The 17,574-nt window shown below is 60.9% G+C and carries 11 protein-coding genes and 4 pseudogenes; 13 read left to right on the top strand and 2 right to left on the bottom strand.

Annotation, left to right across the window (positions count from 1 at the left end):
• Positions 1–808 precede the first annotated feature (808 nt).
• Positions 809–2,008, top strand: a complete 1,200-nt coding sequence (locus N2605_RS27710) for an IS256 family transposase (protein ID WP_260343346.1) — start codon at positions 809–811, stop codon at positions 2,006–2,008.
• Between the two features lie 1,245 nt (positions 2,009–3,253).
• Positions 3,254–3,565, top strand: a complete 312-nt coding sequence (locus N2605_RS27705) for a zincin-like metallopeptidase domain-containing protein (protein WP_425248822.1) — start codon at positions 3,254–3,256, stop codon at positions 3,563–3,565.
• 745 nt (positions 3,566–4,310) lie between these two features.
• Here the strand turns inward: N2605_RS27705 and N2605_RS27700 are convergent.
• Positions 4,311–5,341: pseudogene (locus N2605_RS27700) on the bottom strand (IS110 family RNA-guided transposase).
• Between the two features lie 684 nt (positions 5,342–6,025).
• On the opposite strand from N2605_RS27700, the gene N2605_RS27695 reads away from it, so the two are divergent.
• From N2605_RS27695 to N2605_RS27660, 8 genes and pseudogenes are all read left to right on the top strand, one after another.
• Positions 6,026–7,225: an IS256 family transposase gene (locus N2605_RS27695; protein WP_260343346.1), complete on the top strand. Its 1,200-nt coding sequence runs from the start codon at positions 6,026–6,028 to the stop codon at positions 7,223–7,225.
• Between the two features lie 280 nt (positions 7,226–7,505).
• Complete coding sequence (locus N2605_RS27690; protein WP_260343960.1) at positions 7,506–7,790, top strand: type II toxin-antitoxin system Y4mF family antitoxin; 285 nt, start codon at positions 7,506–7,508, stop codon at positions 7,788–7,790.
• Entirely contained in the window at positions 7,790–8,251 is a 462-nt protein-coding gene (locus tag N2605_RS27685; RefSeq protein WP_260343959.1) for a HipA N-terminal domain-containing protein, read from the top strand. Before N2605_RS27690 ends, N2605_RS27685 begins: the two co-directional genes overlap by 1 nt.
• Positions 8,152–8,664: a HipA domain-containing protein gene (locus tag N2605_RS27680; protein WP_260343957.1), complete on the top strand. Its 513-nt coding sequence runs from the start codon at positions 8,152–8,154 to the stop codon at positions 8,662–8,664. Before N2605_RS27685 ends, N2605_RS27680 begins: the two co-directional genes overlap by 100 nt.
• Positions 8,580–8,786: pseudogene (locus tag N2605_RS27675) on the top strand (terpene synthase family protein); the annotation flags it as partial. The gene N2605_RS27680 and the pseudogene N2605_RS27675, both read left to right, overlap by 85 nt.
• Positions 8,787–9,357: 571 nt before the next feature.
• A pseudogene (locus tag N2605_RS27670) lies at positions 9,358–9,811 on the top strand (transposase); the annotation flags it as partial.
• A gap of 401 nt (positions 9,812–10,212) precedes the next feature.
• A complete protein-coding gene (locus tag N2605_RS27665) occupies positions 10,213–14,292 on the top strand; it encodes a Ulp1 family isopeptidase (RefSeq protein WP_260343956.1) in 4,080 nt (1,359 codons plus the stop codon).
• A gap of 94 nt (positions 14,293–14,386) precedes the next feature.
• A complete protein-coding gene (locus tag N2605_RS27660) occupies positions 14,387–14,569 on the top strand; it encodes an IS66 family transposase (protein WP_260343955.1) in 183 nt (60 codons plus the stop codon).
• Here the strand turns inward: N2605_RS27660 and N2605_RS27655 are convergent.
• Positions 14,536–14,708 (bottom strand): annotated as a pseudogene (locus N2605_RS27655) (IS630 family transposase); the annotation flags it as partial. The gene N2605_RS27660 and the pseudogene N2605_RS27655 overlap by 34 nt on opposite strands.
• 17 nt (positions 14,709–14,725) lie before the next feature.
• Here N2605_RS27655 and N2605_RS27650 point away from each other — a divergent pair.
• Genes N2605_RS27650 through N2605_RS27640 form a run of 3 tightly spaced genes read left to right on the top strand, consistent with a single transcriptional unit; the run spans position 14,726 to position 17,542 of the window.
• Entirely contained in the window at positions 14,726–15,769 is a 1,044-nt protein-coding gene (locus N2605_RS27650) for an ATP-dependent nuclease (protein ID WP_260343954.1), read from the top strand.
• Positions 15,762–17,222, top strand: a complete 1,461-nt coding sequence (locus N2605_RS27645; RefSeq protein WP_260343953.1) for a UvrD-helicase domain-containing protein — start codon at positions 15,762–15,764, stop codon at positions 17,220–17,222. The genes N2605_RS27650 and N2605_RS27645 overlap by 8 nt, the downstream gene beginning before the upstream one ends.
• Positions 17,219–17,542, top strand: coding sequence for a 3'-5' exonuclease (locus tag N2605_RS27640; protein WP_260343952.1), 324 nt, complete (start codon positions 17,219–17,221; stop codon positions 17,540–17,542). The genes N2605_RS27645 and N2605_RS27640 overlap by 4 nt, the downstream gene beginning before the upstream one ends.
• Positions 17,543–17,574: the final 32 nt, after the last annotated feature.

Genomic DNA, 17,574 nt, shown 5'->3' with positions numbered 1-17,574 from the left:
GCAGCCCACGAGATGCAGCGTCCTCCTGGCCATTTCGTCTGGGTGGCGCCGGTTCCTTCATCCGGGGATTACCCCCGTATTGTCTCACCTGAGGACGTGACTTTCGCTTGACCGATGTAGCTCCGGCTGTCGGCCAGTCCGAGGTTGCACCATAGCACGAAGGAGCGGAGGACTGGAGGACGTCGCGGAATGCTCATTACACGCGGCCAGCGTCGCACCTTTAGCCGTGCGCAGGATGATCGTCTCGGCTGTCTGAGCGATCCCAACAAACGCCGCACGATGGTGCGCTGCGGCGGGCCAAACCGCCCGGGGTGTTGCTCTGCGAGGCGGAGACTTGCCAGCGGGCCAGACAGTGCTTGGCCGCCAAACCAGCGCTCGATGTCGGCTGGGGTCGCCCAAATTGGGCAGCGAATCCGGTGACCGTGCAAGGCATCCTCGGGAGCGGCGTAGGCGCTGCCGGTGCGAGCCTAGATAGTCTTGGCAGACGCGGAGGTATTCTTGAAGACGTGGCCGCAAAGCTCGCGTAGCTGCAACGACCGTCGCAAGTGGCGCAGTCACTTTGCGTAGCAGTGGGACTTGCGCGAGCGCATTTAGCGGATCGGAAATCCTGTCAATTGGCACTACCAGATCTGGGCGTTCTGCAAGCAGTACCGGTCGTGTCCCAGCTGGTGGTGTAGCTGGAGCGAAGCCGCTCGCGAAGCGCGCCCTCATATAGCGCCGTAGCGAGCGAGCGGCTTTGCGGGTGGTCACCGATGATTCGTCGGTAAGGTTTGGATTGCGACAGCCAACCTGATTCGAGGAACCACCGATGACCGACGACATGATGAACCTGCGCGCGCTCGTGGAGAAGACCCCTGATGCCGATCTGTTGCGCGAGATGATCGGCTTTGCCGCCCATCGGCTGATGGAGCTGGAGGTCGAAGGCCTGACCGGGGCCGCCTATGGCGAGAAGAGCCAGGAGCGGCAGGTCCAGCGCAATGGCTATCGCGATCGGAGCTGGGAGACGCGGGCCGGCACGGTCGAACTGCGCATTCCCAAGCTGCGCAAGGGCTCCTACTTCCCGGGCTTCCTGGAGCCGCGGCGAATGGCCGAGAAGGCGCTCACCGCGGTGGTGCAAGAGGCCTATGTCCAGGGCGTCTCCACCCGCTCGGTCGACGACCTGGTGCAGGCGATGGGCATGAGCGGCATCTCCAAGAGCCAGGTGTCGCGGCTGTGCGGTGAGATCGACGACAAGGTGAAGGCCTTCCTCGCCCGTCCGATCGAGGGCGATTGGCCGTATTTGTGGATCGACGCCACCTACGTGAAGGTGCGCCAGAACGGGCGCATCGTCTCGGTCGCGGTGATCATCGCAGTCGGGGTCAACAGCGACGGCCGGCGCGAGGTGCTCGGCATGGATATCGGCCCCTCCGAGGCCGAGACGTTCTGGACCGCGTTCCTGCGCAAGCTCGCCCGCCGCGGCCTGCGCGGCGTCAAGCTCGTGGTCTCCGACGCCCATGAGGGGATCAAGGCGACCGTGGCCAAGGTGCTCAACGCCAGCTGGCAGCGCTGCCGTGTCCACTTCATGCGCAACGCGCTGGCGCATGCCGGCAAGAGCGGGCGGCGTGTCGTCTCGGCCTTCATCGCCACCGCGTTTGCCCAGGACGATGCCGAGACCGCACGAGCGCAGTGGCGAAAGGTCGCCGACCAACTCCGCCCTAAGCTGCCAAAGCTCGCCGCCTTCCTCGACGAGGCCGAGACCGACGTGCTCGCCTACATGAGCTTCCCGGCCGCGCACCGCGCCAAGCTGCACTCAACCAATCCGCTCGAAAGGGTCAATGGCGAGATCAAGCGCCGAACCGAAGTGGTCGGCATCTTTCCCAATGAAGACGCCATCGTCCGCCTCGTCGGGGCGATCCTGCTCGAGCAGAACGACGAGTGGGCCGTCCAGCGCGGCCGCTACATGACACTGGAAACCATCGCCCCGTTGGGCGATGATCCCGCCGTCAGCTTCCCGGCAATCGCCAGCTGACCGATCCGGCCCATGCCGGCGAACGTGGTGACCCGCACTCAGCTACACCACCCCACGGGACACGATCGCAGTACCTCTATCGTAGGGTCGCGGCAGATAGCATGCACATGGATGTGTGCAGCTTCGAACCGCGGAAAAGAACGTCATGGCAAACTTCAATCTCACCTCCCCATCTATTGCAAGTGCATGCGACGGACAGCACGCCGTCACCGACCTAAAAGTCTCTAAATGGAGAGCGCTAGCCCCAAGACGTCGAGGTTTCCAGATGACACGCGGAATGAAGCCGATGTCGCGGATGGTCGCAGCAACAAGGCGCGCGCTCGCGATGTGCGATCTCGACCGGTGCTGCGCAATCTGGTGGCTCTATCGTCTCCATTTCGGGTTCACCGGCGACGTGATGTTGGGGCTCGCCGCGGTCACGGTTGCTCAGAAGAGATCCCCCTGCGGAATTTAGGAATCGTGGCGTCGAGCGCCTTCATACGGGCTCGGCCGCCGAACCTGTTGCAGGTTGCGCGTTTGGCTGGCGGACAAAGGCGTTGCTCAACGCGAATCGCCCAAGTCTCTCCCACCCAACAGGCCGCAAATCACAACGAGTACTGGCGGCCTGCGCGGGGCACTGATGGTGCCGGCAAACGCGACCAGCAGGCCCGTGAAGATCGGACTTGTGCTCGTACTTTGATACCCACGAGGCGGCTCGCGTGAACAGCCCTCAGGGCAAACCGGTGTGTTAGCCTCTCGATCCCATGGCTAACTTCATTGGCAGTGTGGAAGGAGATAGGGACAGCGCTTATCTCATGAAGTCGTAACAGAACACCACTGAGAGCATGTCTGAGTGGTTGCAGGAATTACCGTGGCAGATTGAGCCGGTATTGAGAGCCCAAACGTATCATTGACCGAATGCGCAACGGCCTGTCAGCTTGCGGTAAGCTATCACCGATACAGAGCCCTTGGGGTTAACGGGATGTGGCAGGGACAGCGCTTTTGCTCCAGACGCGATCCGCGCCGAGTCACCTTTCCGCTAGTCTCAACGGCAGTGCGGATGTGGTAGGGACTAATTTGGCCTGGTTTCAGCCCCCGGGTCGGTTAGCACCGAGCCGCACCCGCACTGTTTTACATCTCGCTTCACCCGATCGTGGTGGCCATCTCGACAAGCTTCGCAGGTACTCTGGCGAAGGTCGGTACACCACCTCAAAAGGTGAGGGCCACGTACTTCCATTTCTGCCGCAGCGCGCGCAATGAGTGGCGTTGGACACTACATACCGCCACGAGAGCCGCCTGAACCGCGAGTTCGGCCGCCAACGCTTCGGCGATGAAGGCTATGCCTTAGAAGAGTTGGTCGCGGAGCTTGGCGCGGCCTTCCTGTCCGCCGATCTCAGCCTAACACCGGAGATGAGGCAGGATCACGCCTCCTATATCGCCTCCAGTGCTGAAGAACGGACGCGCGATCTTCGTGACCTCGCCCAATGCCCAACGGACTGCCTGCATCGTTTCAGGCCAGAAATTCCGCCGCGGCCTGAGCGGCGGTGGCAATCATCGATCTGGACCTCGCCATTTTAGCTCCAGATAGCTTGGGTCTCTAATGGATTCTAGACGAAGTTGCTGACTGGGCGTTCATCCTACTTACAGCGGGGCAGTTCTTCGCACGCGTTTCAGATTGATAATTCGCTGCGGCCGCAAGCATTTTGATTGAGGATGCGTGGGTGAAGCGCGAGGCCCGGTCTCAATCGGGTGACAGTACCGACCGTGCGAGGTCAACGGCCCTGCTCACGCCTTGCATACCACGATGTCCGTAGATGCTGCGCGTCGCTCGTTGCCCCCACCATGGGCTGCGGCTCCGGCTTGTGTGCTTCGAGGCCGAGCCCAATGACTTCAAGTTATTTCCAACCGACATAGATCGCGATCACGTCCCACGAACTACCGGACGGCAACACAAGCCAGACCGTAAAAGCAATTGGGATGCGTACTCATAAATCTTCGTCGACGTCCGGTTCGCCCCGACACCGACCGCCTCTATGCAACCGCAGCAAATGTCGCGATGGGCCATGTGTGGACGGCTCCAGGTGCAAGGAGAATCTTCACGTCGCAGGATTGGTCGGAGCAGACATGTGTCCGGCCTGTTTGCGCGGTACACATGACCGCTGGCCATAATGCCCTCCGCGGATCAGGTCCCCGTCAAAAGCGCGCATTCGAGATGCCATGGCCCAAGTGGGTTATCCTGATCGCCGGATCGACCGGCACTGCATTACGTGCTGTTCGCCCTCCCAACTGTTACGTCACGCCGGCGATGTCGGCGCGATCTCGTTTAGGCCGCCAGCGCGGCCGGCTCCTGGTAGCGTTCGTTCCTCGCCATCATCGCCCAGGCCATCCTGGCGAGCTTGTTGGCAAGCGCGATGGCCGCGACCTTGGTGGGCCGCCGGGCCAACAATCGCGTGAGCCATGGCCGATGATCGGTGCCATGGATCTTGGCGTAGCGGATTACGGCGAGCGCGCCAGCCGTGAACAGGCTACGCAAATAGCGATCGCCCTGCTTGCTGATGCTGCCAAGCTTGTCTTTGCCCCGCTCGAGCTCTGCTTTGGCACGAGACCAACCCAGGCAGAGAAGTCCCGTCCGGATCGGAAGGCTCTGGGATCGGCAATGCTGGCGACAAGCGCTGTTGCTAGCGCCGGACCGACGCCAGGGATCGCGTGCAGCCGCTTGCTCGTTGTGTTTGATCGATGCCAGGCGATGATGCGGCGGTCGAACTCCAGGATCTGGGCCTTCAGCGCGCGCAATTGACCGCCAAGAGCAGGAAGGCACATGCGGGCGACCTCCGGGACTCGGTCTTCGGCTCTATCGGCGACGACTTTCAGCAGTTGCTCGACGCCTCGCCGCCCAACAGGGGCGACAATCCCGACGTTGGCAAGATAGGCGCGGATCGAGTTGATGACCGCGGTCTGCTGGCGGATGAAGAGGTGGCGCGCTCGGTGAAGCATCAGACAGCTCTGTTGCTCGACGGTCTTGGTCGGCACGAACCGCATGTTGGGCCTCGTCACCGCTTCACAGATCGTCTCCGCGTCCGTAGCATCGTTCTTCTGCCGCTTGACCTAGGGCTTCACATAGGCCGGAGGCATTAATCGCACCATATGTCCCAACGCCTGCAATTCACGGGACCAACGGTGCGATGATGCGCAAGCTTCGATCCCCACCAGGCATGGCGGCAACTTCTTGAAAAAGGCCAAGACGTGGCGGCGCCTCAACTGACGGCGTACAACCACCTGGCCGGCTGCATCAACGCCGTGCACTTGGAAGACCGACTTCGCAATATCAAGATCAATCGTCAAAATTGACTGTATGGCTGCTCCTCCGAGTCGGGAGCCTCAAAACGGCGCCCACTCCTTGGCACTCTCGAGCCGGTGGAGGAGCCGGGCGAGAAATACGGCTCGTCCACTCATGAGGATCTGCGGACAAAACTTGCGTTCGAGTAACGCTGCTCGTCGATGACCCAGATTTAGCCGAGGTCGGATTAAGGGCCGTCCGCAATGGTTGAAATCCATGCGTTTGGAAATGCTGTGCAATGATTGATAGTCGGCGTGCCGTATGCCGATAGGCAGCCGGCGCCTCGCAACCCACCGGCAATTTGGGATCCGAGGCGCGCCCTGGCATAGGGCGCCACGCATCCAGCGGCGAGGGGGCAAGCATGGCTCGCAATGTCATCATCTTCTACTAAGACCCGCAAAAGCGGTGAAGAAGCCCCGCAAGGTAGCGAGCGGCGAGAAGGAAGTGCTTATGCCGATTGGTTCGCCCGCACATGGGCGCGCGCGCTCATGGCGCGCGAGGAGCCGCCATTCGGTGTCACATCCGAGCAACGAGACACTCGAACAGGTCGTGTCCCAGCTGGTGGTGTAGCTGGAGCGAAGCCGCTCGCGAAGCGCGCCCTCATATAGCGCCGTAGCGAGCGAGCGGCTTTGCGGGTGGTCACCGATGATTCGTCGGTAAGGTTTGGATTGCGACAGCCAACCTGATTCGAGGAACCACCGATGACCGACGACATGATGAACCTGCGCGCGCTCGTGGAGAAGACCCCTGATGCCGATCTGTTGCGCGAGATGATCGGCTTTGCCGCCCATCGGCTGATGGAGCTGGAGGTCGAAGGCCTGACCGGGGCCGCCTATGGCGAGAAGAGCCAGGAGCGGCAGGTCCAGCGCAATGGCTATCGCGATCGGAGCTGGGAGACGCGGGCCGGCACGGTCGAACTGCGCATTCCCAAGCTGCGCAAGGGCTCCTACTTCCCGGGCTTCCTGGAGCCGCGGCGAATGGCCGAGAAGGCGCTCACCGCGGTGGTGCAAGAGGCCTATGTCCAGGGCGTCTCCACCCGCTCGGTCGACGACCTGGTGCAGGCGATGGGCATGAGCGGCATCTCCAAGAGCCAGGTGTCGCGGCTGTGCGGTGAGATCGACGACAAGGTGAAGGCCTTCCTCGCCCGTCCGATCGAGGGCGATTGGCCGTATTTGTGGATCGACGCCACCTACGTGAAGGTGCGCCAGAACGGGCGCATCGTCTCGGTCGCGGTGATCATCGCAGTCGGGGTCAACAGCGACGGCCGGCGCGAGGTGCTCGGCATGGATATCGGCCCCTCCGAGGCCGAGACGTTCTGGACCGCGTTCCTGCGCAAGCTCGCCCGCCGCGGCCTGCGCGGCGTCAAGCTCGTGGTCTCCGACGCCCATGAGGGGATCAAGGCGACCGTGGCCAAGGTGCTCAACGCCAGCTGGCAGCGCTGCCGTGTCCACTTCATGCGCAACGCGCTGGCGCATGCCGGCAAGAGCGGGCGGCGTGTCGTCTCGGCCTTCATCGCCACCGCGTTTGCCCAGGACGATGCCGAGACCGCACGAGCGCAGTGGCGAAAGGTCGCCGACCAACTCCGCCCTAAGCTGCCAAAGCTCGCCGCCTTCCTCGACGAGGCCGAGACCGACGTGCTCGCCTACATGAGCTTCCCGGCCGCGCACCGCGCCAAGCTGCACTCAACCAATCCGCTCGAAAGGGTCAATGGCGAGATCAAGCGCCGAACCGAAGTGGTCGGCATCTTTCCCAATGAAGACGCCATCGTCCGCCTCGTCGGGGCGATCCTGCTCGAGCAGAACGACGAGTGGGCCGTCCAGCGCGGCCGCTACATGACACTGGAAACCATCGCCCCGTTGGGCGATGATCCCGCCGTCAGCTTCCCGGCAATCGCCAGCTGACCGATCCGGCCCATGCCGGCGAACGTGGTGACCCGCACTCAGCTACACCACCCCACGGGACACGATCCTCGAACAGTCGAGGAACTTGCCGCAGCGGTGCTGGTATTGCTGGGGCGGTACCAGGTTGTATGATTTATATCTCTGAAAGCATTAGTGTTTCTTGGACCAGGGATGTCCGAGACCGATGACATTTCGGAAAGTCGACGAACGACGACATTTTTCGTTGTCAGCGAATGGCGACATATGCTAATGTAAGCGAACGCTGACATTCCGGATTGCCATGCTTATTCGTACACCTGCCGACCTCGGCGCTGTCATTCGCGACAGACGCAAACGCCTCAAGCTAGACCAGGCGACACTGGCCAAGCGGATCGGCGTTAGCCGTCAATGGGTGATTGAGGTCGAGCATGGTCATCCCCGCGCAGAGCTGGCCCTTGTCCTCCGTGCTCTCGACGTTCTCGGCATCCCGGTGGACACCAACAGTGGAGGGCCCACGAGCCGCGGGTCAACGTCCGTAGTTGATATCAACGCCATCGTCACCAAAGCCAAGAAAGGCAAGACATAATGGCCGAGCTCATTGCACTCTTGCATGGCGCCGAAGTCGGTCGCGTCCGCAGTGACGCACGCGGCCGGCTTTCCTTCGTCTATGAGAATGCATGGCGCAACGCGGAAGTGGCCTATCCCCTGTCGCTATCGATGCCGCTTGCCGCCGAGGAGCACGGTCTTGCCACCGTTCAGGCCTTCTTGTGGGGGCTGCTTCCTGACAACGAACAGGTGCTCGAGCGCTGGGCCAAGAAATTTCAGGTATCGGCGCGCAACGTGTTTGCCCTCATCTCTAACGTCGGTGAGGATTGCGCCGGGGCCATCCAGTTCGTCACGCCTGATCGATTCGAGGCTCTGAAAACAGGCAAAGATGACAAGATCGAATGGCTGGACAGGCAGGCGCCCAGCCCAAAACTGCGCTTGTCCTCAAAGGCAACAAATGGGGCACTCCGTCCGGGCGCATACCAACCACCCACATTTTGAAACCACCGACGGGCCATTTCGATGGTCACGCCGAGAATGAGCATATCTGCCTCCAGCTCGCACGCGAACTCGGGCTGCCAGCTGCTGAGACCCAGGTAATGCGCTTCGAACGGGAAATCGCGATCGGGGTTGAACGCTACGATCGGCAGGTCAGCGGGAACGACATCATCCGCGTTCATCAGGAAGATATCTGTCAGGCCATGGGCATCCCGCCGACCAAGAAATATCAGAACGAGGGCGGGCCAACGCCTGCCGATGTGGTCGAGCTCTTGCGTACCTACTCGACAGACCGCGAGGCTGACCTTGAGACGTTCGTCAGCGCTTTGCCCTGCTGCAGCGCTATCCGGCTATGCCTGTGGTGGAGTTCCTCAACCACGAGCTGGCCGGCCACACGCGCATGCTGGACCAGGTGATGGCGAAAGAACGCTTTCCCGCGCCCTGGGAAGCGTTGATCGAGGCCATGGCGGCCATCCGCGCGCAGTACTACGAGACCTCGACCAGCCGCTACCGCAGCGACGCTGCGGGGGGAGGCTAGCGTGCGCCGGCTTGAACGCGGGAGGCGGCGGCGTGCGCGCGCTGCCGTCGGTTCGATCCGACGCAACACCGTCGCCCGATGCGACGGATGCCCTCGTTGTCCACCGTGTAATATGCTGTGGTAGAGGGGAAGCGAATGGTCGGCCTACGGATTGCCGATGAAAGGGGCTGCCATCGCTCATCGCGAAATCCCAGAGATGCTGCTTCAGCAGCAGCAGAACTCCGCTTACGTTTCTTGTGCGCGCTGTGGTTGTATGCCGCAATACGCGTTGACGATAAGCCGACAGCCATCATCAGCAGCATCATCGGGGCGATGCCGATCCTGGCTGCCTACTACGTCAAGAGGCATCGTGAGGACTTTACACACAGGGTGGCCGGTGCTTCCTACTGTATTTGCGCGGGCTCTTCTGGTTCCTCATATGCTTCGCCGTGCTGGGCGGAATCGGCTATCTGTTGGTCCGGTTCGGAGGCCCCGGATCGTAGGATTTCGCTGGACCAAGATCGGTTACGGCGTGGAATCGACGGGTTGCTTTGCTGAATCGAGCGGATCCATGAACCACTTCTTCAACGACCCCCGCGTGCACTTCATGCGCAACGCCCTGGCGCACGCCGGCAAGAGCGGCCGGCGCATCGTCTCCGCCGCCGCGTTTGCCCAGGACGACGCTGAAGCAGCGCGTGCCCAATGGCGAAGGGTCGCCGACCAACTGCGTCCCAAATTGCCCAAGCTCGCCAGCTTCCTAGATGAGGCCGAGACCGACGTGCTCGCCTATATGAGCTTCCCGGCCGCACACCGGGTCAAGCTGCACTCGACCAACCCGCTCGAACGCATCAACGGCGAGATCAAGCGGCGGACCGAAGTGGTCGGCATCTTTCCCAATGAGGACGCCATCACCCGTCTGGTCGGCGCGATCCTGCTCGAGCAGAATGACGGGTGGGGCGTCGAGCGTGGACGCTACATGACACTGGAAACCATCGCACCCCGTTGGGCGATGATCCGCCGTCAGCCTTCCGACTATCGCCAGCTGACCGATCCGGCCCATGCCGGCGAACGTGGTGACCCGTAATCAGCTACACCACGCCACGGGGCACGATCATACAAGAAGGCTCAAGAACGCCCACAGAACCGTTCTTCGGGTGGTTCCTTATCGATTTCCGGCCATGGGGCAGCCTGCGTGTCCGCTGCAGGAAATCGGCGGCTCCGCGTCAGGTTCTCGACAGATATCGCACATAGAGCAGGGTCTCCAGAAGCGATCATAGCTGGCGATCGCTGCAAGAAGACTGGAGCGCGCGGTCGGAGTGCTTCGACGCGGCATTTTAGGGCGTTCACGATAGTTTTCTGCTCGGTTCGATGCTGCCGAGTCGATTCCGTGGCAAATCACAACCGACCTCAGGCTTCAAATTGGCCTATAGTCCGAAAGTGAGAACGAATGAAGTTCGAATCCACCAACTGGGTGCGTCAACAATCGGGCACCGCGGGCCCGCAAGAGAGCTCACCGGCTCCGTCCACAGATGCGGCTGCCTTTGAGCAGCAGCTGAGCGAGATCGCTGTCCCGTCTGCTCCCGTGCTCATGCAGGTCCGCGCCCATCAAGCGGAGGCATCGCGATCTGAGGCGCATGCCGGAACGGATGAGGCGGTGCTGGGCGCCGCAGCGCTCCAGACCGCTCAGTCAAATTGGGTCTTGGTAGGTCGCAGCAAGGAGCCGCTTTATGCTAAGGATGCGCGCCTTATTTCCGGCCTTAAGCAGGCGCTCCTTGGAGCCGCCGAGAGCACCGCCGCGAGCTACGTCGGTTATCTGCTCAGCTTGAGCCGCTGGCTCTTTGCAAACGACAAGCCGGGCATTGCTGATCGGCTTCATGACGAGTCGATGGACAAGGATGTCGAGGAGTTCATAACCAAAGGTGGGACGGCGAACGTCCCTTGGGCACTAGCTCATCTGCGGACCTCTCAATTGACGGGGGGAGTCGTACCGATCGCAGGCCGCCCTGACCTCACTCCTTATCCCAAGGACGGAACTCTCATCAAAGAATACAGACAGCAAGCAGTGGCGGCCGGAACTTCAAGTACCGCCAAAACCTATGCATCCATTCTCACGGATTTCAGCCACTACCTTCGTGCAACCAACAAGCCTGGCATTGCTGCTCGGCTTCAGGACGAGAAATGGAACGAGGACGAACCGCTCAATGAAGAGATCAAGCGCTACAAGGACGCTGGGGGTAACAAAAGTATCGGCGCGGCACTTGATCATCTCCGTAATGGAGCGAGAAAACTCAACGGTCCGCCTTTTCATCCCGAAGACGCGCCCTTGATTTCCGGACTTCAAGAAGCACTCGTTAAGGCTGGGTACGAGGAGATCACCGCTAAGACGAATTATGTTCGTCCTCTTCGCAGATTCAGCCAGTGGCTCTTTGCAAAAAACGAGCCGGGAGTGGCTGCTCGGCTTAACGACGAATCGCTCAGCAGCGACGCTGCGATCTTCGATCAAGGTCGCAGGCACCTCGTTCTTACCGCACTAGATCGTCTCCGCGCCTCTCAGTCGCCGGGCGGAGTCGCGTCAATCACTGCGCGGGCAGGGGGCATTGAGGCCGCGGCTAAGCAGGGCGGGGCGCAGCCCGCCTTCAGTTGGCCAGCGGCACTCGCTGAGGGGGATGATCGAGATTTATTCTTTGGGACGGTCGACGAAGCCGGTGCATCGTCGTGTCTTCAGGCACCGCGGCATGGCCTGGCATTGAATCCTACAGAGTCCCCTAATCCCGTGAACTGGCGCCACCAGGACGACGAGCTGACGGATGAACGTTACAGCAACATCCTCGTGCCAGGCGAGCAGATTCCCATCATGCGGGCGAGCGGGCACCCATCTACGCCGCCTCCGCACGGTCAAGGCGGTAGAACGATGCTGAATGCCTCGGCGCTACCGCCCGGCCATGCAAATTTGGTTTTCGCAGGTAGCAGCCTGGATCCTGTTTATTGCGAAGATGCCTCTCTTATTGAGGGGCTCAGGCCGGCACTCATCAAGGCTGGGGCCTCCGAGAGCACGGTCGGTCGCAATCTACGTGGTCTTCTCAGCTTCGGGCATTGGCTCGTAAAGAACGACAAGCCGGGCATTGCTTCCCGGCTTTACGACAAGTCGCTGGACAAGGATGCCCAGGAGTTCGCCGAGAAGGAGGAGCAGGCCATCGCTACCCCACTGGATCATCTTCGAGCCTCCCAATCGCCGGGCGGCATCACGCCGTTTGCAAGCCGGGTTGAGCGGAATCCCTATCCCCAGGATGCGGATCTCATCAAAAGGTACAAGGAAGAAGCAGCCCCAAGCACCGCCAACACCGCCAGGAGCTATGCATCTCTTCTTATCGATTTCAGTGATAACCTCCGTGAAAACGGTAAGCCCGGCATTGCTGCTCGGCTTGGCCACGACTCGCTGGATGAAGATGTCAGTCGGTATAAGGAGGCGGACCCCCATGGCCGCAGAAAAGCCGGAGCCGCACTGGCCCATCTCCTGAGGTCGCCGGCGGGTGCTAGAGCGATCGAACTCCTGCGTCATATTCGCCCCCTTCCCGATCTCGAAGACGCGGTTCGCGCCGAGACGAAGCCGACCCTCACCGCGACCGCGCAGCACAGCGGGTCGAACGGAGCTGTCAGCTGGCCGGAGACTCTGCCTGCGAGCCAGCAGGATCTGCTTTTGGAGACGATGGACGGACCCAACTCCTCGCCGCCTCCGCAGGGCGACGCGGTTGAGCGGCGGCTGATGCAGACCCCATCCCATCAACTGGCGACGTCACCACCGCAGAGGCAAGCTCCGGTGTCGTCGCCGGACGAGCTGATCGGCGAGCAGCTTCCGGCCGAAGACGCGGAGCTCTTGGCGAGGTTTCGTGTAGACGCCGAGGGGCGCAAGCTCACCCCAGGGGCCATCAACAACAGTGTTTCCGGGCTTAGGACTTTCGTCCGCTGGGTCAACGCAAGTCATGGGGGCCCTGTAGCTTCTCGGCTGCGAGACGGTTCATCGCTGGATGAGGAAATAGCGAAGTACAGGAGCTTGGGTCGTGACCCCCAGAACCGCATTAGATCGGCTCTGGACGTTCTCAAGCGGCTGCTACGTGGGGGGGACGATGTCGAAGCACCCGAACCCCGCGTTCTCGGTGCCCCCCGTCACCGCGTTCCTCATCCAGAAGATGCGCCCTTCATCGAGGGCGCGCTGAGCCAAGCCCTGAAAGATCTTAAAATCCCGACTGCGAAGCTGAGGCAGTCTGCGCAACAGCGGGCGACACGTCTTCGTGCGCTGAGTGCGTGGCTTAGAGAGAATGGCAAAGGGAGCATTATTGGGCGACTAAACGGCTCCAGCAGGCAGCAGTTATCCCTCGACAATGACGTGGTAGCATTCCAACGGACTGGAGGCAGAGTACACGGTCCCGATTTGTCGCATCTTCGCAGCTACTTGAAACTCATCGAGGCGAACCGAGAGCTGGGGCTGCCAGGCCCTGAGCAGCCGAGCTCGCCGGCCGCGCAGGGCGATCGGTTTTCCGGCTCTTCGCAGGATCTTCCCTCAACGCCGGCCAGCCTAAGCGCTGGAGCTTGGGTTTGGTTGAGTGAACAGCTGCAAGAACCAGGATCACCATCCAGGCCCGCGTCAAATGCTAAGGGCAGGCTTGAGCCATTTGTTGATCTGAATGCGCCACCGCCGTCCGAGTTGCGCGACGATGCTCACTTTGCGCCAGCCGATCCTGCCAGGGCTCGCTCAGACACCTACGCTGGTTCTGTATCATTTGTTGGTCGGGATGCGCCCAGACCGCAGGTGATTGATCTAAATCCGCCCACGCTGCAGGAGCTGCGTGATGATGCTCGTTCTGCGCCTTTCCCGCCCACATCCGCCGATGCTCAGATCGGGGCTATGGATCCGACGGCCTCCTCCTACGGCCGCAGTAGACTAGAGCTCGGCGCCAAGGAATGGCTGGGCGACAAGCATATCCACAGGGATTACGAGCTCCTGGCGGAGGAGTTGCGGCGCGGCCGTCCGGAACTCGCCGCCCTGACGCAGTTCGTGGACCCCCTGGTAGCTCACTATCAACTGCGCTTTGGCGCCGAGCCCGACATGCTCCGCGCGTTCCAGCGCATCGTCTACGATCCAAATGGCAATGATACGGCCGACTTCCTGTTCCTGCCAGTGAACGACGCTATGGATCCTAATCGCCTCGGCACGCATTGGTCGCTGCTGCTCCTTGATCGCAACACGCGAGGAGAGCCAGTTGCCTATCACTACGACTCTGTCCGGGGACACAACCACGAGGCGGCAGCGCAGCTCGCACGACGGCTGCGCGCCCGCCTGGAGTCACCCAACATGGCCCAGCAGCGGAACAGCTATGATTGCGGCGTCTTTGTGGTGGACGGCACGCGGGCGCTGGTTCGACGATTGGCCCAAGGAGAGCGGCCAGCGCACGAGCCGCTGCACCTTGACAACCTCGTCGCTAATCGGCGGTCCCTCCAGAGTCGACTGGCTCATCCCGGCTTGGGCTAATGGAGCTGGCTGGAGCGGCTCTCCCGGACACTACACCGGGGGGCTCGCTCGAGCGAGCCGCCTGTTTGGCCGCGGAAGCCGAAGCCCAGGGGCCTTGCTGATCGGGAAGCTCAAACTCACGATCAAGAAGCTCCGCCACGAGCAGTTCGCAGAGTCCTCCGAGCCACGCGCATTGCTGGAGCAGCTCGAGCTAAAGCTCGCCAACGCGGAGGAGACTGCGGCGCAAGCTAGAGCATTCGCCGATCATGTTGCAGCGTATCCTGCGGCGATGAAGTAGTTGCGGCATTCGGTTGCTGTGAAGCGATCAATGATGCCACCAATCGCGCTCCCGAGGCCTCGACGGTTCGTTCCGCGGCCTGACGCAAGAGCGCTTTGAGCTTGGCGAAGGCATTCTCGATCGCATTGAACGCTTCGCTTGTTTAGGGCGATTGCGATGTTCATCGACAACGGAAAGCGTGGCATTGGAGATGCCAGTCTCGGTTCGGCCAACGTGGCGTTATTGGCTTTGAAGCTCGCCGAATTCTCGTGGCGCCGTAAGAAGAACGAACGAAACTTTTCGCTTCTTTGCATCGAGGAGCCCGAGGCGCATCTTCACCCCCAGCTCCAGCGATCGATCTTCAAGAAGCTGCTTGGAAATCTCGACGCGACGCAGGCGATGATCGTCACCAGTCATTCGCCGACTTTGGCGGCAGTTACTCCGCTGCGCTCAATCGTCCAGTTGAAGAAGCAGGCTGGGGCGACGCAGGCATTCTCGTTGGCGAACCTACCGGTAACTTCGGACGAGATCGACGACCTTGAAACCTACCTCAACACGACACGCGCTGAGCTGCTGTTCGCCCAGGGCGTCATTTTCATCGAAGGCGACGCGGAGGAGGCGCTCCTGCCCATTTTCGCCTCATCGCTCGGTCATTCGTTGGATGAGCTCGGAATTACGGTCTGCAATGTCGGAGGGGTCAACTTCCGCCCCTATGTGAAGCTAGCTGAGGCATTGAAGCTCCCCTATTGTGTCATCACCGATTGGGATCCTCTCGACGGTAGCAAGCCGCCGTTAGGAAAGAAGCGGACGCTCGATCTCTGGCAGGACATTTTAGCGATCCGTGGCCAACCTCTTTTAACTCCTCCACAGCGCGCGTACTGGGAAACATTGGACTATCCGACCTTTAGCGTTGAAGCGGCGAAGTCCAATGTCTTTCTCAACGATCAGACATTTGAAGTGTCGATTGCCAATACGTCCGGACTGTTGCACCCACTTCTTGATATCTTAAGCGAACAAGACTTTGGCTCGGTCCGAACGGCACGGATCGCCGCTTGGCGGGCCGGTGCGGCGGTCGATGCCGCACAATTGCTTGCTATGATCGCTGACATTGGCAAGGGCCGACTCGGCGCGCGCCTGTCGAAGAAGGCCGTTGGCCTGAAGCCGCCGGCCTATATCGAAAGCGCAATCAACGCTGTTGTCTGGTTGGCCGCTCATGTCTAGCGACCGCGCGCTTCTGCAGGCCCAGGCCGAGCTCGAGGCCAACCCGGAACAGTCGGCAGCTGTCGCTGAGACCGGGCATTGCGTCGTGCTGGCTGGTCCCGGCAGTGGGAAGACCAAAACCTTGACCACGGCTATGGCGCGAGTTTTGGCGCAGGACGTTGTCGAACCGCGAGGTGTTGCCTGCATCACTTATAACAACGAGTGTGCGATCGAACTCGAGACCCGTCTCGCCCGTCTCGGCGTTACTCCTGGAGATCGTGCCTTCATCGGCACCGTGCACAGCTTTGCGCTCAGTCAAGTAATCGGTCCCTACGCCCGCTGTGTGCCGGTGGGCCTTCCAGCGAACTTCAGGGTTGCTACGCGATTGGAAGTGAGAAGTGCGGTGGAGGTGGCGTACAGGTACACCATCAACGGCAGCGAAAATCCGCATGATCGTTGGGAGTTCGCGACCGAGAAGCGTAAGCGCGACGTCGATCGCTCGCGGCCGGAATGGCGTGGGCGCAATCCCGAACTGGTTGCTTTTATCGAGGCCTATGAATCGGAATTGCGCCGACAGGGCCTGCTTGATTTCGACGATATGCCTCTTCTCGCCTATCGTATGATCAAGGAAAACCTGTGGATCCGTGAAGCTCTTCGCGCGCGGTTTCCCGTATTGTTGATCGACGAGTATCAGGATCTCGGCCATGCTCTGCATGAGCTCGTCCTGCTCTTGTGTTTCGAGGCAGGAATAAGGCTTTTCGCGGTGGGCGACGTTGATCAATCCATCTATGCCTTTGCCGGCGCCAATCCCGAACTCCTGGAAAGCCTTACGATCCGTTCCGATGTGCGGACGATCAAGCTGCGGTTCAATTATCGTTCCGGTGCTAAAATCATTCGCGCTTCCTTGGGGGCCCTCGGTGAGGAGCGTGATTACTGCGGCGTCAATGGCGTGCCCGAAGGCGATTTGAGCTTTTGGGAAGCCCCCTACGGCCATGACTCGCAGGCGCAAGTCATCGCCAGCACGATCATCCCCAAGCTAATCGAGCAGGGATTCGAGCTTGAGCAGATCGCGGTCATCTATCGGGCAGCGTGGCTGGGCGACAAGGTCGCGACCGTGTTGAAGGAGGCCAACATTCCCTTTGTTCGAAGTGATAATAACGCTCTAGTCAGGAGAAATTCGCCCCTCGCAGCTTCATCGAGGGGTGTGCGCGCTGGGCGACCGGCGGATGGCGTGACGCCGATCCGCCCTATGCGCGGCTTCTGTCGCAAGCGATCACGCTCGTGTTCGGGCGTCACGCCAGCGAACGCGAAGAACAAGATCTGTCCGCACAGCTCACGGCGTTCCTCAATGCTTCAATCGGGACCGCGGAGACCACGCATGCGTGGCTGCAGCGCTTCTCGCGAGAGCTTATTACGCCATGGCGCGTTTTTGCCCGAAATTCCGAGCAGGAATGGCAAGTTTGCGACGAAATGATCAAAAATACAGATCCGAACCGCGACCTCGATCTTTCGCTGGCGCACTTTGCAGGGCGCATCGAAGGAGCGGGGCGCGTCAACCTAAGCACGCTACATAGCGCGAAGGGCAGGGAGTTCGACGCCGTCATAATGTACGGGGTTAACAATACCGATTTCCCAAGCGCGCGCGATAAGCGGACTCCGACTGGGCTTCGAGAAGCAAGGCGCCTGTTCTACGTCGGTGTAACGCGGCCAAAAATACATCTCAGCCTCGTTTTTCAGGAGCAGCACTTTTCCCCTTGGGTCCTCGAACTGTATCAAAGAAGCCAGAAAGAATAGCAGGCCGCGGCGTACTTCTTTGGTCGCCAAAA

Origin of the sequence: Bradyrhizobium yuanmingense, from assembly GCF_025200905.1 — a bacterium.
GTDB classification, from domain to species: domain Bacteria; phylum Pseudomonadota; class Alphaproteobacteria; order Rhizobiales; family Xanthobacteraceae; genus Bradyrhizobium; species Bradyrhizobium yuanmingense.
This window is presented reverse-complemented; position numbering and strand designations above follow the sequence as displayed.